Source organism: Vogesella sp. AC12 (assembly GCF_024437575.1).
GTDB classification, from domain to species: Bacteria; Pseudomonadota; Gammaproteobacteria; order Burkholderiales; family Chromobacteriaceae; genus Vogesella; species Vogesella indigofera.
This window is the reverse complement of record NZ_JANFNU010000005.1, coordinates 147101-164281: the sequence shown is the minus strand read 5'-3', so window position 1 is coordinate 164281 and position 17181 is coordinate 147101. Positions and strand designations below refer to the sequence as shown.

Annotated in this window: 19 protein-coding genes; 8 read left to right on the top strand and 11 right to left on the bottom strand. The window is 65.5% G+C overall.

Annotated features, from left to right (window positions below; all coding sequences use genetic code 11):
- Window positions 1-14: 14 nt before the first annotated feature.
- Genes NOM55_RS10280 through pepP form a run of 3 tightly spaced genes read right to left on the bottom strand, consistent with a single transcriptional unit; the run spans window position 15 to window position 3721 of the window.
- Window positions 15-1169: a UbiH/UbiF family hydroxylase gene (locus tag NOM55_RS10280; protein ID WP_120811219.1), complete on the bottom strand. Its 1155-nt coding sequence runs from the start codon at window positions 1167-1169 to the stop codon at window positions 15-17.
- Window positions 1170-1223: 54 nt separating this feature from the next.
- On the bottom strand, window positions 1224-2390 hold the full coding sequence (locus NOM55_RS10275) for an FAD-dependent oxidoreductase (RefSeq protein ID WP_255908492.1): 1167 nt from the start codon (window positions 2388-2390) through the stop codon (window positions 1224-1226).
- A gap of 35 nt (window positions 2391-2425) precedes the next feature.
- A complete protein-coding gene (gene pepP, locus NOM55_RS10270; RefSeq protein WP_255908491.1) occupies window positions 2426-3721 on the bottom strand; it encodes a Xaa-Pro aminopeptidase in 1296 nt (431 codons plus the stop codon).
- Between the two features lie 121 nt (window positions 3722-3842).
- Here pepP and NOM55_RS10265 point away from each other — a divergent pair, with 121 nt between their 5' ends.
- Both NOM55_RS10265 and NOM55_RS10260 read left to right on the top strand, forming a co-directional pair.
- Complete coding sequence (locus NOM55_RS10265; RefSeq protein WP_255908490.1) at window positions 3843-4454, top strand: bifunctional 2-polyprenyl-6-hydroxyphenol methylase/3-demethylubiquinol 3-O-methyltransferase UbiG; 612 nt, start codon at window positions 3843-3845, stop codon at window positions 4452-4454.
- An 8-nt stretch (window positions 4455-4462) separates the two neighbouring features.
- Window positions 4463-5611 carry a GNAT family N-acetyltransferase gene (locus tag NOM55_RS10260; protein WP_255908489.1) on the top strand — a complete coding sequence of 383 codons (1149 nt, stop codon included), beginning with the start codon at window positions 4463-4465 and terminating at the stop codon, window positions 5609-5611.
- A 120-nt stretch (window positions 5612-5731) separates the two neighbouring features.
- On the opposite strand, the gene NOM55_RS10255 is transcribed toward NOM55_RS10260, so the two are convergent.
- The 6 genes from NOM55_RS10255 to NOM55_RS10230 form a co-directional block, all read right to left on the bottom strand.
- Window positions 5732-6703: a PA2778 family cysteine peptidase gene (locus NOM55_RS10255; protein ID WP_255908488.1), complete on the bottom strand. Its 972-nt coding sequence runs from the start codon at window positions 6701-6703 to the stop codon at window positions 5732-5734.
- Window positions 6704-6714: 11 nt separating this feature from the next.
- Window positions 6715-7110, bottom strand: a complete 396-nt coding sequence (locus tag NOM55_RS10250; RefSeq protein WP_255908487.1) for a PA2779 family protein — start codon at window positions 7108-7110, stop codon at window positions 6715-6717.
- Window positions 7111-7507: 397 nt separating this feature from the next.
- Window positions 7508-8464 (bottom strand): amino acid ABC transporter substrate-binding protein, encoded by a 957-nt coding sequence (locus NOM55_RS10245; protein ID WP_255908486.1) that lies wholly within the window; start codon window positions 8462-8464, stop codon window positions 7508-7510.
- Between the two features lie 404 nt (window positions 8465-8868).
- The gene (locus tag NOM55_RS10240; RefSeq protein WP_255908485.1) at window positions 8869-10872 is read right to left on the bottom strand and encodes a helicase-related protein; all 2004 of its coding nucleotides are present in this window, start codon (window positions 10870-10872) and stop codon (window positions 8869-8871) included.
- Window positions 10873-10998: 126 nt separating this feature from the next.
- Window positions 10999-11661, bottom strand: a complete 663-nt coding sequence (locus NOM55_RS10235) for a YecA family protein (protein ID WP_047965997.1) — start codon at window positions 11659-11661, stop codon at window positions 10999-11001.
- A gap of 134 nt (window positions 11662-11795) precedes the next feature.
- Entirely contained in the window at window positions 11796-11990 is a 195-nt protein-coding gene (locus NOM55_RS10230) for a (2Fe-2S)-binding protein (protein ID WP_047965996.1), read from the bottom strand.
- Window positions 11991-12078: 88 nt separating this feature from the next.
- Between NOM55_RS10230 and NOM55_RS10225 the strand changes: the two genes are divergently transcribed.
- From NOM55_RS10225 to mnmA, 3 genes are read left to right on the top strand one after another with little or no spacing between them, the layout of a single operon-like run.
- Window positions 12079-12540, top strand: coding sequence for an NUDIX hydrolase (locus NOM55_RS10225; RefSeq protein WP_120811204.1), 462 nt, complete (start codon window positions 12079-12081; stop codon window positions 12538-12540).
- Window positions 12541-12556: 16 nt separating this feature from the next.
- Complete coding sequence (locus tag NOM55_RS10220; protein ID WP_120811202.1) at window positions 12557-13096, top strand: hypothetical protein; 540 nt, start codon at window positions 12557-12559, stop codon at window positions 13094-13096.
- A complete protein-coding gene (gene mnmA, locus NOM55_RS10215; protein ID WP_120811200.1) occupies window positions 13093-14169 on the top strand; it encodes a tRNA 2-thiouridine(34) synthase MnmA in 1077 nt (358 codons plus the stop codon). Before NOM55_RS10220 ends, mnmA begins: the two co-directional genes overlap by 4 nt.
- Before the next feature lie 211 nt (window positions 14170-14380).
- On the opposite strand, the gene NOM55_RS10210 is transcribed toward mnmA, so the two are convergent.
- Complete coding sequence (locus NOM55_RS10210; RefSeq protein ID WP_047965992.1) at window positions 14381-14926, bottom strand: NADPH-dependent FMN reductase; 546 nt, start codon at window positions 14924-14926, stop codon at window positions 14381-14383.
- Window positions 14927-14930: 4 nt separating this feature from the next.
- A complete protein-coding gene (locus NOM55_RS10205) occupies window positions 14931-15203 on the bottom strand; it encodes a hypothetical protein (protein WP_255908484.1) in 273 nt (90 codons plus the stop codon).
- Between the two features lie 77 nt (window positions 15204-15280).
- Here NOM55_RS10205 and bfr (NOM55_RS10200) point away from each other — a divergent pair, with 77 nt between their 5' ends.
- The 3 genes from bfr (NOM55_RS10200) to NOM55_RS10190 all read left to right on the top strand — a co-directional run bounded on the left by bfr (NOM55_RS10200) (window position 15281) and on the right by NOM55_RS10190 (window position 17148).
- Window positions 15281-15751: a bacterioferritin gene (bfr, locus tag NOM55_RS10200; protein ID WP_047965991.1), complete on the top strand. Its 471-nt coding sequence runs from the start codon at window positions 15281-15283 to the stop codon at window positions 15749-15751.
- 11 nt (window positions 15752-15762) lie between these two features.
- The gene (gene bfr / locus NOM55_RS10195; RefSeq protein WP_255908483.1) at window positions 15763-16233 is read left to right on the top strand and encodes a bacterioferritin; all 471 of its coding nucleotides are present in this window, start codon (window positions 15763-15765) and stop codon (window positions 16231-16233) included.
- A gap of 219 nt (window positions 16234-16452) precedes the next feature.
- Window positions 16453-17148 carry a VC0807 family protein gene (locus NOM55_RS10190; RefSeq protein WP_255908481.1) on the top strand — a complete coding sequence of 232 codons (696 nt, stop codon included), beginning with the start codon at window positions 16453-16455 and terminating at the stop codon, window positions 17146-17148.
- Window positions 17149-17181: the final 33 nt, after the last annotated feature.

Here is a 17181-nt window from a genome sequence, read left to right as displayed (position 1 = left end):
GTGCTTTCTTCTGGTTAAAAACCCACCGCGTGGCGGGCCAGTTGTTTTTTGATCAGGGGCAGGCGGTTGGTCAGGTTGAGGCCAGCGTTGCGCAGCCAGGCAAGACCGGGTGCCTGCTTGGCATGGAACAGCTGGAACAGCGCGTCGCAGGTCAGCTGCATGGTTCTGACCGCTTCCTTGCGCGTTCGTTCGTAGCGGCGCAGCGTCAGCCATTCGCCGCAATCGCGGGCGCCGGCCAGCACGGCGGCCAACCTTGCCACATCCTGGAAACCGAGGTTGACGCCCTGCCCGGCCAACGGATGCACGGTATGGGCAGCATCACCGACCAGTGCAACCCGCTCCGCGATCACGTTGTCCGGCGTAATCAGGCGCAGCGGAAAGGCCGCCGCCGGCGACAGCAGCGTCAGTTCGCCCAGTGCATGATCACCGGCCGCGGCCACCGCCGCCGCCAGTCGTGCACCATCCAGCGCCAGCAGCGGCTCCGGCTGGCTGGTCGACCACACCATCGAGATACGATTGCCCGGCATCGGCAACCAGGCGAGGATGCCATCACCGAGAAACCACTGCCGCGCGATATTGCCGTGCGGCAGTTCGCAGGCAAAGTTGGCCACCACGCCGCTGTGGCCGTAGGGCTTGATGCTGGCGGCGATGCCGCTCTGCTGCCGCACCCAGGAGTTGGCACCGTCGGCGCCGACGATCAGCTGCGCCTGCAGCTCGCGACCGTCGTCGAGCACGATCGCCGCCTCGCGCGCGCTGTGGCGCAGCTGCTGCGGCCGCACCCCGCTCAGCAGCGTCACGCCGCTGGCCTGCTGCAGCCGCTGCCAGATCGTGGCCAGCATCCAGCGGTTTTCCGCGATCCACGCCAGCGCCTCGGCGCCGGCATCGGCGGCGGAAAAGGCGATCTGGCCGCCCTGGTCGCCCCGGACATCCATGCTGCCGATCACGCCCAGCCGCGAGGCATCCGGCCACGCGCCCAGCTGCTGCAAGAAGGCGCGGTTGGCGGGGCTGACCGCGTAGATGCGCGCGTCCCAGCCCTGCTCCAACGCGTCAAAGCGTTCGGCCTGGCCTTCGACCAGCGCCACCCGCTTGCCCTGCTTATCCAGCGCCAACGCCAGAGCGGCGCCAACCAGCCCGCCACCGACCACGATTACGTCAAACTTGTCCGACATGTTTCTCTTTCAATTGTGTCCGGCTGCCGATGCCTGCGGCCAACGTTGGCCGCATCAGACGCCGACACCGAATACCAGATGCCCGGCAAACGCCTTGCGCAGCGGCGGTAGCGCGTCAATGGCCGTCATGCCCAAGCCACGCAGCGCCTTCACCGCCGTGCCCTGACCGTCGAACAGCCGCACCAGGCCATGGGTGAAGCCGACCACCGCGTGGCTGTCGACGCGGCGCGCGGCGCCGTAACGGCGCAGCAGTGCTGCATCGCCCGGATCGGTGGCGCCTTGCAGCGCCGCCACCAACCCCACCGCATCGCGCAGGCCGAGGTTGAAACCCTGCGCCGCCACCGGGTGCATCGTCTGCGCCGCATTGCCGATCATCACCACACGGCCGCTGTACACGCTGTTGAGCTGGCGCAGCGCCAGCGGGAACACCGCGCGTTCGCCGACGCTGACAAACTTGCCCAGCCGCTCGCCGAAGGCCTGCTGCAGCTCGGCCAGCAGCACGCTGCCGTCGGCGGCGTGCAGTCGTGCCGCCTCGTCGTGGCTGCGCGTCCACACCAGCATCATCTGCTCGCCATGCGGCAGCAGCGCGAACGGCCCCTGCGCCGCGAAACGCTCGTAGGCCATGTTACGGTGCGGCTGGCTGGCATTGACCATCGCCAGCACCGCGCTTTGCTGATAATCGTGCACATGGCGCTGGATGCCGGGCAGCGATTCGGCCAGCGCACCACCCTCGGCCAGCACCAGCAGCCGGCAGGTCAGCAGGTGCTGCTGCCCGTGCAGGGTCAGCGACACGCTGGCGTAGCGCGCCAGCGACGCAACCTTGGTCACCCGCGCCTGCCACAGCACACGCACACCGGCATGCTCCAGCGCCGTCGCCAGCGCCGCGGTCAGCGCCGGATAGTCCACCACCGCGCCCAGATGCGGCAGGCCCAGATCCTGCTGCGTCAGCACGGTGCGGCCGAAACCTCCCTGCTGCGACACGTGCACGCTGTCGATCACCGTCGCCGGCAGCTCGTCCGGCCAGGCACCGGCGGCAGCCAGCTGCTGGCGGCTGTACCACGACAGCGCCAGCGCGCGCGCATCGCGCAGCGGTGAATCCTTGGCCCGTGCCTCGACCAGCGTCACGTCACGGCCGGCCTTCGCCAGCCGCAATGCCGTCAGCGCGCCGACCGGTCCGCCGCCAACGATGACAATATCACTATGTTCGGGTACGCCTTGCATGCTCGTTCCGCCTGTCGCGGCGGCCTCGTTCGGAGTCAATGGGGTTGCATCAGCGCTTCGATGTCGTCGATGCGCTTCGGTACGTCGTCGGTGTACACCTGGTGGCCGTCGTCGGTCACCAGTACGTTATCTTCAATGCGGATGCCGATGTTGTGGAACGCCACCGGCACGCGATCGTCCGGGCGGATGTACAGCCCTGGCTCGATGGTGGTGCACATGCCGCTCTGGAAGCTACGCCACTGCCCGCCCGGGCGGCGGGCGCCGACATCGTGCACGTCCAGGCCGATGAAATGGCCGATGCCGTGCATGTAGAAGCGGCGGTAGTCGCCGGATTCGATCACCCCGGCCACGCTGCCGGCCAGCAGTTTCAAGTCCAGCATGCCCTGCACCAGCACCTGTAGCGCGGCGTCGGCCGGCGCATCCAGCCGCGCGCCGGGCTGCACCGCGGCAATCGCCGCCAGCTGCGCCGCCAGCACCACCTCGTACACGTCGCGCTGCGCGCCGCTGAAACGCCCGTTGACCGGGAAAGTGCGGGTGATGTCTCCAGCGTAGCCGTTGAACTCGCAGCCGGCATCGATCAATAACAGATCGCCGTCGTTGAGGCGGGCATTGTTGGCCGCATAGTGCAGCGTGCAGGCGTTGGCACCGCCGGCAACGATGCTCTCGTACGCCGGCTGCCGCGCGCCGTGGCGCACGAAGTGATGCAGCAGCTCGGCCTCGATCTGGTACTCCATCATGCCGGGGCGGCAGGCCTGCATCGCGCGGACATGCGCTTCGGCAGAAATGCGGCCGGCCTGTTGTAACACGGCGATTTCGCGCTCGTCTTTGATCAGGCGCATCTCGTCGATCAGTGCCAGCAGGTCGCCGTACTGCTGCGGCGCGTCCTTGCCGACGCGCGCCTGCTGCCGTGCCTGCTGCAGATAGCCGGCGATGCGCGTATCCCAGCCCTTGTCGCGCCCCACCGCCCAGTACAGCGCCGCGTGCTCGGCCAACAGCGGCGGCAGGCGCTGATCCAGCTCGCCGATGCTGTAGGCCTCGTCAAAGCCGAACGCTTCCGCCGCCGCGGCCGGGCCGTAGCGGAAGCCGTCCCAGATCTCGCTGTCCGGATTCTTGTCACGACAGAACAGCAGCGCCTTACCGGCCTTGCCGTCCAGCACCAGCACCGCTTCCGGCTCACTAAAGCCGGTCAGGTACAGGAAATGGCTGTCGCCACGGTAGGGATAGTGGGCATCGGCGTTGCGGATCACTTCCGGCGCGGTGGGCAGGATGGCGATGGCGTCGCCCAGTTGCGCCAGCAGGCGCTGGCGGCGGTGTTGAAAGCTGACATGCATGACGATTACGTCCGGCAAGGTGGAAATCGCGCTAGTTTAGCAGAACAGGCGCGCCACGCCTGCCCACTGCCGCCGCGGCAGCGCTTACAATTGGCCATCACCCTCACCCCGTTAGCCCACCATGCCTACCGATCCGCGCATCAGCCAGCGTACGCTGGAACACTACCAGCGCAATGCCGACGACTTCTGGCAAGGTACCCGCGACCACGACGTCAGCCAGAACATCGCCAGCCTGCTGCGCCACCTGCAGCCTGCGCCACAGACCATTCTCGACTTCGGCTGCGGCCCGGGCCGCGACCTGAAGACCCTGCGCGAGCTCGGCCACCAGCCGATCGGGCTGGATGGCGCGGCGCGCTTTGTCGCGATGGCGCGCGAGTACAGCGGCTGCGAGGTGTGGCAACAGGACTTCCTGCAGCTGCAACTGCCGGCGGCGCACTTCGACGGCGTGTTCGCCAATGCTGCGCTGTTCCACATTCCCGGTGCCGAGCTGCCGCGGGTGCTGGCGCAGCTGTTCGCCACCCTCAAGCCCGGCGGCGTACTGTTCTGCTCCAACCCGCGTGGCAACGGCGAGGAAGGCTGGCAGGGCGAGCGCTATGGCTGCTGGCACAGTTGGCCGCAATGGCAGGCGCTGCTGCAGGCCGCCGGCTTTGCCGAGCTGGAACACTACTACCGCCCGCCGGGCCTGCCACGCGAGCAGCAACCGTGGCTGGCCAGCGTGTGGCGCCGCCCCTGAGGCCCGCGATGCATTGCCGCTTCCACACCGCCATCGACGACATTGCGGCCAACCTTTGGGACGCGCTCAACGTCACCGGCTCGCCCTTCCTCAGCCACGCCTTCCTGGCGGCGGCGGAGCGCCACGGCGCGGTGACGCCGGCACTGGGCTGGCAGCCGGCACACGTCACGCTACACGCCGACGACGGCAGCCTGCTCGGCGCGCAGCCGCTGTACCTGCGCACGCACTCGTTCGGCGATTTCTCGCACGACTGGGCGTGGGCCGACGCCTACCAGCGCCTCGGCCGGCGCTACTACCCGAAACTGGTGTGCGGCATCCCCTACACCCCGGCCAGCGGCGCGCGCCAGCTGATCCACCGCGACGCCGACCGTGCCAGTGTCAGCCGCGCACTGCTGCACGCCAGCCTGCAGCTGGCCGCCGGCGAACAGGCGTCCTCGCTGCAATACCTGTATCTGGACGACGATGCCGCGCTGCGCGCGGCGCTGGCGAGCCAGGGCTTCCTGCTGCGCCGCGGTTGCCAGTTCCACTGGCACAACGCGGGCTATCACGACTTCGACGACTTCCTCGCCACCTTCTCCGCCGACAAGCGCAAGAAGGTGAAGCGTGAACGGCGCCGCGTCGCCGAGGCCGGCCTGCGCATCGAGATTCGCCACGGCGACGACATCGACGCCGCGCTGTGGCAGCAGATCTACCCGCACTACGTGTCGACCTTCCGCCGCTTCGGCAACCACCCGGCGTTCAGCCTTGGCTTCTTCCGCGAGCTTGGCCGCACGCTGGCGCGGCAGCTGGTGGTGTTCCTGGCGCGCGACGCCAGCGATGCGGTGGTCGCCGCCGCCATCTGCTACCGCAGCAACGACACCCTGTACGGCCGCCACTGGGGCGCGGCGGCGGACTACCACAGCCTGCACTTTGCGCTGTGCTTCTACGAAGGCATCGATTACTGCATCCGCGAAAGGCTGCAGCACTTCGAACCCGGCGCCCAAGGCGAGCACAAGGTCAGCCGCGGCTTTGTGCCGCAGGCGACGTGGTCGGCGTTCCACATCGCCGACCCACGCCTGCGCGGCATGATTGCGGACTTTCTGCAGCGCGAACAGCAGGCGGTGGCGCAGTACCAGGATGAGATGGCGGAGCATCTGCCATTCCGGCAGCAGGGCTAAGCACAAGCGGTGACGGCAAGGTTGGTCGCAGTGTGATCCGGCCACGCACCGCGGCCGCTGGTCGCGAGCAGGCCAGCGATTCAGCTTGCCGTGTTGGGTGGAAGCGGGAACCGCACCGTGTCAGGAGCCGAACTGCGGCGTGCCGGCCTGCTCGATGTCGCGCAGCGTGTCCAGCAGCGTCGCACGCAGCGGGCCGGCCAGCGCCAGCCCGCCCTCCGCCGCCTGCCTGGCCTCGGCGACATGGCCCTGTTGCAGCAGGATGCGCGCCAGGTTGTTGTAGGCAGCCGCCAGCTGGTGCGTTGCGGCGGTGTCGCGGAACACCTGTGCCGCGGCCGGCAAATCACCGCTGGCGTACAGCGCATTGCCCAGCCCCATCGCCAGCGTGGTATTTTGCGGCCAACGTTGCCGCGCCGCGCGATAGGCGGTGACCGCCACTGCCGGCTTGGCGTTGCGCTCGAAGGCCACCAACGCCCGCGTCGCGTCCTGTTCCGTGACACTCGCCGGCAAACGCCCCGGTGGTAGCGCGACGAACGCCCAGTACTGGCTGCGCTGCCAGGTATGACCGAAGGTGCGCAGCGTCATCACCTGCCGCCGCATCGGCCCCGAGCGCAGCAGCAGCTGGCCGCGCTCAAGGTCGTAGCCGACCACCACCGCATAGTGCCAGGACGGCGCCCACGACAGACCCAGGTTCTGCAGCACCACCACCGGATGGCCGGCATCGATTTCCTGTTTCAGCGCCGTCAGCGTGCCGGGGATCACCATCGCCACCGCGCCCTGCCGCCGCGCGCCGCTCAGCATCTCGATCTGCAGCGAGCCTTCCCGCCCCGGCAGGAACACCTGCCCCACCAGCTGCGCCGGCGTGGTTGCCAGCCCGACAGCGGACAGGCTGGTCGCCAGCGCCGCCGGGCCGCAGAAATGGCTGTCGTCGGGAAAGAACGGGGTATCGACCAGTTCGGCGCGGGTCGGCGCCCCGGGCGCGAGCGCGACCGGCTGCAGCGGCGTGCTGGCGCAGGCGGCCAGCAGCAGCGCGCACAGCACAGCCGGGAGCGCCAGCCGCAGCGCCCCCAACTGCCGGATCAGCGTTGTCAGCATCGGCTTGCCGCTCAGCGCACGGAGCGGGTGAACGGGAACACCTTGGTAAAGCCGAGGATATCGGTGACCACCAGCACGAAGAACACAAACAGGATGGCACCGATGATGCCGCCGGCGGGCGCCTTGTCGATCTGGTCGGCCAGATTGGCCGCTTCCTCGTCGGTCAGCGCGGCGACGCGCTCGTGGGCGCTGGCCGGGTCGATGCCAAGGCGTTCCATTTCGCCACGCACGTTGTCACGGGCCAGTACCGCAGCCAGGCGGGCGTGGCCGGAATCAGGGGTGGCGGTCGCGGCCAGGCGGGCCACTTCTTCGGTGCTCACCATGGCAGCCTGGGCGGATTGCAGCAGGCTGACGTTGAGCATGGAGCAGCAGACAACAAGAGCGAGCGTGCGCTGAAAGCGTTTCATGATGTGTTCCTCGTGCAGGATTAAGAAGCAGAAGACGCTGCGTCGCATGCCGTAACGAAGAGGGTGACGAGCGTTGAACCATTATAGACAGCGCATTTGCATGATTTGGCCTATTGCATGCCCGGATGTAAACGCTGGCGCAGACGAACCGGCGCAACCACAAGGTTGGCCGCAAGCCACCGCCGCAAGACAGAACGCCCGCCGGGTGGCTCCGGCGGGCGTTCTGCCAGTCAGCGCACCGGCATCAACAGCGTGGCTTGCGGCCAACCATCCGCGGGGAGAACCGTCGCGCCGTGCCACGGCAACACCATGGCCGCCGGCCGAGCCGTTGCCAGGCTGCAAACACGGTCACCGCATGGCCAGCCAGCGCACGGCTGCGGCCAGATCCCGCCGCGCCTTACTGCTCCGGCTGGTCACTGAGCGCCTTGAGATTGGCCCTGAGGCGATCACTCATCGGCATGTTCAGCACCATGCCATTCGGGGGAATCGGCGACTCGAACCACTTCTGGTACAGCCGCTCAAACTCGCCGGACTGCATCAGCCGCGCGATGGTGCCATCCACCAGTTTCTTGAACTCGGGATCATCCTTGCGCAGCATGCAGCCGTAGGGCTCGACCTGCAAGGTGTCGCCGACGACGCTCAGCGCGGCCGGATCCTTGGCGTTGGCGCGCAGGCCGAACAGCAGGATATCGTCGAGTGCCAGCGCGGCCGCGCTATTGTTTTCCAGCAAGGCCAGCGACTCGCCGTAATCCTTGCCCAGCACGAACTGCATGCCCAGATTGTGGTCGGCGCTGTACTTGCGAACGACTTTCTCGTTGGTACTGCCTGCAGTGGTGGCGACCGTTTGCCCGGCCAGGTCGGCGTAATTCTTGACCTTGCTGCCCGTTTTCACCAGCAAGCGGGTCCCGGCATAAAAATGGCTGACCGCGAACGCGACGACCTTGCCGCGGGCGGCGTTATTGGTGGTGGAACCGCATTCCAGGTCATAGCTGCCGTTCACCAGCAAGGGAATGCGGTCCTGGGCGCTGACCGGCATATAGACCACCACGAGGCCCGGCTTGTTCAGCCTTGTTCGCACGTCGCCGACAATGGCCTCGGTCAGGTCCACCGCAAAGCCCATCGGCTTGTGCTCGGCGGGCCGGTAGCTGAATGGAACGGCCGCTTCGCGGTAGGACACGGTGATCCTGTTCGTTTCAAGGATCTTGTCCAGGGTCTGCGCCTGGACGAAGGACGACATGGCCGCCAGACTGGCGATGAGCAGCGTGGCAGGCTTCAGATTCATGGTTTTCATGTTATTTCCTTCAGGCAGGCAACTCGGACCCGTCACCATCAGCGCTGACTCTGCCAGCAGCAAATCCGCGCGTTTGACACCCGTGTCGTCGAGATCATTAACGATGAAGGCGGCAGAAAACCGTCAGAACACAGCCGCGTGCAACACGCATCCGCCGGTTTCCCTCGCTCACGGCACCTCGCCCGCCACCCATAGCAGCCGGCCATACGCCGTGATCCCTTAAACCTAGATCCCCATCCGCAATGCGCCATGATGTACATCAAACGCCAGCCCCCTCTGCACGCCATCGCGTCGGGCAAGGCAGGCGCCTGATCTTGGCCTTGCCGGCCTGAGCCGCAGCCGCAGCCGCAGCCGCAGCCGCAGCCGGGCATGACACAGCCGGCCAAGGTTGGCCGCAAGTCTCCGCCACAAGACAAAACGCCCGCCGGATTGCTCCGGCGGGCGTTTGGCGTTTCAACGCGCAGACGTCAAGTGCGCGGCTTGCGGCCAGTCTTGGGCTGGCCGCTGCGCTGTGGCGGCGTGATGTGGGTCGGCTTGTGCGCCGGCTTGCGCTGCTGGCGGTGGCGGGTGTTCTGCACCTGCAGCAGCGCGTCGATCTTCTCCGACGTCGACTGCATCAGGCTTTGCGCCAGCTCGCCGTGCGGGAAGGTTTCCGGCATGCGGTAGCTGAGCCAGGCATAGGCGGAGTACAGCTTGCAGGTGTCCTCGAGGAACTGCAGCTCGTTGCGACCGCCACGGCCTTCCATGCGCAGCAGCGACGCCTGCTTGCCCTTGGCGCGGCACTCGGCCCAGTCCTGCAGCGCCTGTTCCAGCATCGCGATCTTGGTCGACACCGGGCACAGGCTGAACAGGAAGCGGTCTTCCAGCGGCAGCTTCAGCGTGTCCAGCCACTTCGCCTTCTCGATCTGGTCGCTGAGGTTGGCCGGCAGGAAGAATTCGTCGTGCACGTTGATGTGCTTGGCGAACAGCTCCAGCAGTGCCTGCAGCCGCTCCTGGCCGCTGGCTTCGGCGATCTGCTGCAGGTAGGACAGGTTGGGCGCCACGTAGAAACCGGTGCTCGGCAGCGGCTCCAGCTTTTGCTGCAGCAAGGCGGCGATCACCTTGTGCGTCTTGCCGTCGAAGCCGGCAACATAACCGGTCTCGTGCTGGCCGAAACGGCCGGCACGGCCGGCGATCTGCTTGGCCAGCGCGGCGGCGATGGTGCCTTCGGCGTAGCCGTCCCACTTGCTGGAGGTGGTGAAGATCACCCGCCGCGCCGGGGTGTTCAGCCCCATGCCGATGGCGTCGGTGCCGACCACCACCTGCGTCTCGCCGTCGATGAAGCGCTCGGCCTGCGCCTGGCGCACTTCCGGCGACAGGTTGCCGTAGATCGCCGACACGCTCATGCCCTGCGCGATGGCCTGGTCGCGCCAGTTCAGCACCTCGCGGCGCGAGAACGCGATCAGCACGTCGCCGGCGCGCAGGTTTTTCAGGCTGCCCAGCGGCGCCTTTTCCATTTCCAGCGGCGACTTGCGCTGCAGTTCGCGGATTTCCAGCGTGCCGCCGACGCGCTTGACCAGCGACTGGATCGCTTCCTTGGCTTCCAGCGCGCCGAGCAGGTACACCGTCTGCGCCGGCACGCCGCACACCGCCGCCGTCCACGCCGCGCCGCGATCCGGGTCGTCCAGCAGCTGGATTTCGTCGATCACCGCCACGTCCACCGCGCGGTTGGGGTTGAGCATTTCCACGGTACTGGCCACGTGGCTGGCGTGCGGGTGCAGCTTGCGCTGCTCGCCAGTGATCAGGCTGACCGCGACGTTGGCATTCAGCAGGCGCTGGTAGTTTTCCATCGCCAGCAGCCGCAGCGGCGCGAGGTAGACGCCGGTCTTCGCCTGCGCCAGGTGTTCCATCGCGGCGTGGGTCTTGCCGGAGTTGGTCGGCCCCAACACCGCGATGAAGTGGCGCTGCATGCCGGCGGCGAGGGTGAACGATTCCGGGTACAGCGACAGGTTGATGGCGTTGCGGGTCTTCTCCGCCTGGCTGGCGGCGGCTCGGGTCGCCACCAGTGCCGCGATACGGTCCAGTGCCAGCTCGCAGCGCAGGCGCGCCAGCTCGTACTTGGCCTGCAGCGCGTTGAGCGCGCTTTGCGGATCGACGCGGTGCTCGTTCGCCAGCGTCATCACCTGGCCGGCGCAGCGCAGCAGCTGCGCTTCGAGCCGTTCGCGCGCCTCGTCGTTCCAGCGCAGCTGGACCAGCGCCAGCCGTTCGGCGGCATCGAGTTTGCGCCACTTGCCGGTTTTGCCGAGGAAGCCGGCGTCCGGCACCAGGTGGTAAGGCACGGTGCGCTTGCCGACCTTGATCTGCCCCTGCACCGAGACGGCGTAGCTGCCCTCGGTGGTCACCAGCGTGGCGTGGTATTGCTGCAGATAGGCGTTCAGCGCGCCGATGGCGTCTTCGGACGCGGTGTCGGGGGCAATCGTGGGTTCGGTCATGGGTATCCGTCGGGGGAAAACAGCGCGGGATGGCGCCGGATGGCATGGGCGGGGCGATACGCCGCCGGCAAACAAAAACCGCCTGCGGGCTGCGCGCAGTCCGTCAGGCGGCGTGTTCGGGCGCGATCAGTTCTGGCCGCAGCAGGCCTTGTACTTCTTGCCGCTGCCGCACGGGCACGGATCATTGCGGCCAACCTTGTCGCCTTCGCGACGCATGGTCACCGGAGCCTGCTCCTTGGCACGCCAGTAGCCGTAGACCGCCAGCACCGCTTCGTCCAGCTCGCTCTTGAAGCTTTCCAGCTCGGCGGCGGTGAATTCCATCATCGCCGGCTCGTCGCCGTCGGCATCGAACATGCCGCCCAGCGCCATCACCGGCATCAGCAGCTCTTCGAAGCCTTCGTCGTCGGCGGCGTCGAACCAGTCGGTCGGCACCACGTCCAGCGCGTACATGAAGGCATTGCACCACGGACGGAAGTCCGGCGCTTCGCCCTCTTCCTCGCTGTACAGCGTCAGTTCCGGCAGGTCGCCGTCGGCCAGCGCCTCGGCGGCGGCATCGTAGTACTTCTGCAGCAGCGCCTTGATCTCGGCTTCGCTGTCGGCGCTTTCAAAGGCCGGCGCATCGCCGAGCACATCTTCCAGCCAGTCGTCGATGGTGAGCTTGTCCGGGCCGCACGCCAGCGCGCAGAAGAAGCCCTGCACTTCGTCCGGGCGCATGGTGGTGCCGGCCTGCGACAGCGGGGTCAGCAGCGTTTCCAGACGCTCCAGATCTACTTCGTTGAATTCGGTCATGTTCGTTCTCCGTAAGGTTTGGCGCGCATTGTACGCGTGTTCCCCGGTACTGGCAGCAGGCGTGCTGTTTTCAGGATAGCAAAAAGCCCGTCAGGTGCTTGACGGGCTGTGGTGACTGCGGGAGATTGCCGGGTTCAGGCGGCGGCCAGTTCCGGCTCGCTGATCTGCAGCAGTGTCTGCTTGCGGATCTGGTTGGCCTGGCAGGCACAGCTGCCGCACTCGGTGGCGACCTTCAGTTCGCGCGCCAGATCGCTCATGCGCGTGGCACCATTGCAAACGGCGGCGCGGATATCGCGATCGGTTACTCCGTGGCAAAGGCAGACGTACATGGCATGAATCCTGAATAAGAATTGATCTTGATATCCATACTAGAAGACAATGATAACGATTGTCAATTAAGAGGAAGGCAAATCCGCGATGAGCAGCACGCAATGGAAACCGAATACCACAGTCGCCGCCATCATCGAGCGCGACGGCCGCTTCCTGATGGTGCGCGAGCAGACCGACGACGGCGTCCGCCTCAACCAGCCGGCCGGCCATCTGGAATACGGCGAAACCCTGCTGCAGGCGGTGGTGCGCGAAGCGCGCGAGGAAACCGCCCACGCCTTCACGCCGCGGGCACTGGTCGGCATCTATCTGGCGGACAAGACCGGCAGCGACATCACCTATCTGCGCTTCGCCTTCTGCGGTGACGCCGGCGCGCACGATCCGGCGCAGCGGCTGGACGACGGCATCCTCGCCGCCGAATGGCTGAGCGCGGACGAGATCATGGCCAGCGCGGCGCTGTGGCGCAGCCCGCTGGTCGGACGCTGCCTGCAGGACTACCTTGCCGGCCAGCGCGCCAGCCTCGATCTGATCCACCACCACTTGCCAGGCTGAGCCGATGCCACCCCTCATGCGCTGGCTGTCGATTGCGCTGCTCGCGGCGCTGCCGGCCGTGGCCGCCGATGCGGAGGTGCTGACGCTCTGTTACCATTACGGCTGCGATCGCACGCAGCGCATTGAAGTGGACGACTCTGCCCTGATCTGGTTTAAACAGCGGCTGGACGAGGCCGCCGAAGCCGCCGATGAGCGCGCAGCACTACAGGACATTGTGTTGTCCTATTACCAGCGCGCGGCGCGCGAGGCGCCGATTGCCAGCGACCGCGGCGGCAATCACGAGGATGCGGCCAACGTTGGCCGCATGGATTGTCTCGATCACAGCCATAATGTGCTGGTGCTGCTGCAGTTGCTGGCCGGCAAGGGCTGGCTGCGCCACCACCAGCTGCTGGGCCAGGTGCACCGTGCGCCACTGTTGTTCGACCATCACGCGGCGGTGGCCGTGCGCGACGTGACATCAGGCCAGGATTGGGTGATCGACAGCTGGTTCCGGGATTTCGGGGCACCGCCGGTGGTGGTGCCTCTTGCTATTTGGAAGGAAGGATTTTCTCCGTGACGGGTAAAAAACGTATTGTCGTCGGCATGTCCGGCGGCGTGGATTCGTCGGTCACCGCCTGGCTGCTGAAGCAGCAGGGGCATGAGGTGATCGGCGTGTTCATGCAGAACTGGGAAGACGACAACGACGACGAATACTGCTCCATCAAGCAGGACGCGCTGGACGCGATGAGCGTGGCCGACATCGTCGGCATCGACATGGAGATCGTCAACTTCGCCAAGGAGTACAAGGACCGCGTGTTCTCCTACTTCCTGAAGGAGTACTCCGCCGGCCGCACCCCCAATCCGGACGTGCTGTGCAATGCCGAGATCAAGTTCAAGGCCTTTCTCGATTACGCGCTGGAGCTGGGTGCCGACTGCATCGCCACCGGCCATTACGCGCGCAAGCTGGAACAGGACGGCGTGCACTACCTGATGAAGGGCGTCGACCACACCAAGGACCAGAGCTACTTCCTGTACCGCCTGCAGCAGCACCAGCTGGCGAAGGCGCTGTTTCCGCTTGGCGACATCCGCAAGACCGAGGTGCGCCGCCTGGCCGAGGAAGCCGGGCTGCCGACCGCCGCCAAGAAGGACTCCACCGGCATCTGCTTCATCGGCGAGCGCCCGTTCCGCGAATTCCTGCAGCGCTACCTGCCGACCAAGCCGGGCGAGATGATCACCCCGGACGGCAAGACCGTCGGCGAGCACGTCGGGCTGATGTTCTACACCCTCGGCCAGCGCAAGGGCCTCAATATCGGCGGCAACAAGGATGGCAACGGCGAGCCGTGGTTCGTCGCCGGCAAGGACATTCCCGGCAACAAGCTGATCGTGGTGCAAGGGCATGACCACCCGCTGCTGCTGAAGTCGACGCTGGCGATGGACGACCTGTCGTGGACGCTGCCGCAGCCACCGGCCGCCGGCGACTACGCCGCCAAGAACCGCTACCGCATGGCCGACGCGCCGTGCAGCCTGTCGCCGATCGTCGACGGCCGTGCCACGCTGACCTTCCGCGACAAGCAGTGGGCGGTCACCCCCGGTCAGTCCGCCGTGCTGTACGACGGCGATATCTGCCTCGGCGGCGGCATCATCCAGTAAGCGCCACTAACACCCCCCATGCCTGCGGCCAACGTTGGCCGCAACGCCAACACCCCGCCGCGGCGGGGTGTTTTGCTTTTAGAGCCGCTAACAAAATCCCTGATCCTGCGTTGCGCCTCCTTGCCGTACGACTTGTACTGTCTGCGTCGGCGCGCCTTGGCTCAGGTGCGCTGCGAGGTTTTGTTAGTGGCTCTTATGGCCGTCGCCCGGCTCAACCCTTCAGCTGCCGGTGCCAGGCCTGCAACGCCGCCAGCTGTTTGCGGATCTTCTCCTGGATCGCGGCGTCCACCAGATTGCCGTCGCCGTCGAAGGAGGCGCTGAACGCGTTGGCGAACACCTCCGGCTGGTTCAGGATATGCAGATTGAGGAACACGGCGCTCTGGCGCAGGTGGTGCTGCGCGCGCGAACTGCCCATGCCGCCGGCCGCGCCCATGATCGCCGCCGGCTTGCCGCTGAGCAGCGCGTTGTCCGGCTCGCGCGATGCCCAGTCCAGCGCGTTTTTCAGCGCCGGCGCCATCGAGTAGTTGTACTCCGGGCACACCAGCAGCAAGGCATCGGCCGCGGCAAACTGCTGCAACAGCGTCACCACCGTCGCCGGCTTGACCGTGATGTCGGCATTGTAGAACGGCACCTCCGACAGATCGGCGACCACGATCTGCATGTCCTGCGGTGCGTTGGCCACTGCATAACGCATCAGGCCCTTGTTGGTGGATTTCTGGCGCAAACTGCCGCAAACGGCAAGCACATTGAGACTCATCTGGTCACTCCCCGGCAAGAATTGGACATGGCTTTACCGGTATAGGCGCCGCGCCATGAAATTGCGACTTCTGCATGTCATGACCGGCTGCCATGCTGGCGCTTGCTGCCGCCCCTGACGGATTAACACTTGCCATTAACGTTAGCCAAATAAAACTGATTTTCAGTTGATTTGCACCTACCGGTAAAATGGTTAATTGAACCCAGAAAATAAATAGCCACGGCAAGGCTTGATTATTAAAAGAAATATCCGTCAGAAAATAATCCGCCGTTTTCAAAGACGATTAATACCTTGCCCTTATCAGATATTGAATTAAAATATATCAATACGATTTATGATGAAGGAGTCCCTCCCATGCAAGGCGACAAAGCCGTAATCAAGGCGCTCAACACCGTGCTGTGCAACGAACTGACCGCCATCAACCAGTTCTTCCTGCACGCCCGCATGTGCAAGAACTGGGGACTGAACGGCCTCAACAAGCATTTCTACCAGCAGTCGATCAAGGCGATGAAACGCGCCGACGAGCTGATTGAGCGCATCCTGTTCCTGGAAGGCCTGCCCAACCTGCAGCAACTGGGCAAGCTGATGATCGGCGAGAATGTCGAGGAAATGCTGGCCTGTGACATCGCCCTGGTCAGCGGCCACATCGGCGACCTGCGCAAGAGCATTACCCTCAGCGAAAAAGCGGAAGACTACGTTACCCGCGAAGAGCTGACCGAGCTGCTGGAAGCGGAAGAAGAATACGTGGACTGGCTGGAAACCCAGCAGACCCTGATCAAGGACGTTGGCCTCGCCAACTACCTGCAATCACAAATGGAAGACTGAGGAGCGGCACCATGCAAGGCAGCAAGAAAATCATCGAAGCCCTGAACACCCTGCTGACCGCAGAAATGACCTCGGTTGACCAGTACTTCATCCACAGCGAAATGTACGGCAACTGGGGCTACAGCAAGCTGTACGAGCGCCTGCACCACGAGCGCGACGAGGAAATGGGCCACGCCAAGATGCTGATCGAGCGCATCCTGTTCCTCGACGGCGTGCCGGACATCGCCCCGCGTGGCAAGCTGCGCATCGGCAAGGACGTACCGTCGATGCTGGCCAACGATCTGGAAACGGAATACGAAGTTGCCGCCGCCCTGAAAAAGGCCATCGTGCTGGCCGAGAAGGAACACGACTTCGTCACCCGCAGCATCCTGACCAAGCTGCTGGACGACACCGAAGTCGACCACGCCCACTGGCTGGAGCAGCAACTGGGCCTGATCAAGGCCATGGGCATCAACAACTACCTGCAATCGCAAGCCAGCTGATCGCACGACGCGCCACGGCCCTGCCAGCCACCGATACCGGTGGCTGGCAGGACCTGTTTTTTTGGCCCGCGCCATCAACAACCGCTAGAATGTCGCCACCGTGCCCGGCGGCCGCGCGAACCATCGCCACCGCACGCGCTCTAACCTCCTTGTAACCGAATAAACCCAGCCCTGCGCCCAAATAACGGTCGCAGGCTTGCCCATTGCCACAGGACGACCATGGCCGCAGCAAAGAAAAACAATCAGTTCCTCGAGCTGCTCATCAACATCGTGATTCCCTCGCTGATCCTGATGAAGCTCAGCGCGGAACAGTACCTTGGCACCGCCAATGCGCTGCTCTTGGCCTTGGCCTTTCCGTTGGGCTGGGGGCTGTACGACCTGCTGCGCAACCGCAAGACCAACTTCATTGCCATCCTCGGCCTGGTCAGCATTCTGCTCACCGGCGGCATCGGCCTGCTGCATCTGGATGCGCAGTGGCTGGCGGTGAAGGAAGCCGCCATTCCCGGCCTGATCGGCATCGCGGTGCTGGCCTCGACCCGCACCCGCTACCCGCTGATCAAGACCGTGCTCTACACCCCGGCGGTGATCGACGTCGCCAAGGTGCAGCAGCACCTGGAGCAGCGCGGCAATACCCGCCAGTTCGAGGCGCGCCTGCTGAAGGCGACCTACCTGCTCAGCGCCACCTTTTTCTTTTCCTCGGTGATGAACTACGTGCTGGCGAAGTGGATCGTCACCAGTCCGTCCGGCACCGAGGCCTTCAACGAAGAACTGGGGCGCATGACACTGCTGAGCTACCCGATGATCGCCATCCCGTCGCTGGTGATGATGATGGCGGTGCTGTACTACATCTCGCGCGGCATGCGCGAGCTGGCCGGGCTCAGCTTTACCGAGGCGCTGCGTCAGGACTTGACTTGACCAGATCTGAGCTGAAACGTCAGCCGGCACCCG

Excerpts from the sequence above, each read along its gene's own strand:
- NOM55_RS10240 (WP_255908485.1), bottom strand. The coding sequence starts at position 10,872 with ATGACCGAACCCACGATTGCCCCCGACACCGCGTCCGAAGACGCCATC.
- NOM55_RS10230 (WP_047965996.1), bottom strand. The coding sequence starts at position 11,990 with ATGTACGTCTGCCTTTGCCACGGAGTAACCGATCGCGATATCCGCGCC.
- NOM55_RS10260 (WP_255908489.1), top strand. The coding sequence starts at position 4,463 with ATGCATTGCCGCTTCCACACCGCCATCGACGACATTGCGGCCAACCTT.
- NOM55_RS10265 (WP_255908490.1), top strand. The coding sequence starts at position 3,843 with ATGCCTACCGATCCGCGCATCAGCCAGCGTACGCTGGAACACTACCAG.
- bfr (WP_047965991.1), top strand. The coding sequence starts at position 15,281 with ATGCAAGGCGACAAAGCCGTAATCAAGGCGCTCAACACCGTGCTGTGC.
- NOM55_RS10225 (WP_120811204.1), top strand. The coding sequence starts at position 12,079 with ATGAGCAGCACGCAATGGAAACCGAATACCACAGTCGCCGCCATCATC.
- NOM55_RS10210 (WP_047965992.1), bottom strand. The coding sequence starts at position 14,926 with ATGAGTCTCAATGTGCTTGCCGTTTGCGGCAGTTTGCGCCAGAAATCC.
- pepP (WP_255908491.1), bottom strand. The coding sequence starts at position 3,721 with ATGCATGTCAGCTTTCAACACCGCCGCCAGCGCCTGCTGGCGCAACTG.
- NOM55_RS10235 (WP_047965997.1), bottom strand. The coding sequence starts at position 11,661 with ATGACCGAATTCAACGAAGTAGATCTGGAGCGTCTGGAAACGCTGCTG.
- bfr (WP_255908483.1), top strand. The coding sequence starts at position 15,763 with ATGCAAGGCAGCAAGAAAATCATCGAAGCCCTGAACACCCTGCTGACC.
- NOM55_RS10220 (WP_120811202.1), top strand. The coding sequence starts at position 12,557 with ATGCGCTGGCTGTCGATTGCGCTGCTCGCGGCGCTGCCGGCCGTGGCC.
- NOM55_RS10255 (WP_255908488.1), bottom strand. The coding sequence starts at position 6,703 with ATGCTGACAACGCTGATCCGGCAGTTGGGGGCGCTGCGGCTGGCGCTC.
- NOM55_RS10280 (WP_120811219.1), bottom strand. The coding sequence starts at position 1,169 with ATGTCGGACAAGTTTGACGTAATCGTGGTCGGTGGCGGGCTGGTTGGC.
- NOM55_RS10190 (WP_255908481.1), top strand. The coding sequence starts at position 16,453 with ATGGCCGCAGCAAAGAAAAACAATCAGTTCCTCGAGCTGCTCATCAAC.
- NOM55_RS10275 (WP_255908492.1), bottom strand. The coding sequence starts at position 2,390 with ATGCAAGGCGTACCCGAACATAGTGATATTGTCATCGTTGGCGGCGGA.
- NOM55_RS10250 (WP_255908487.1), bottom strand. The coding sequence starts at position 7,110 with ATGAAACGCTTTCAGCGCACGCTCGCTCTTGTTGTCTGCTGCTCCATG.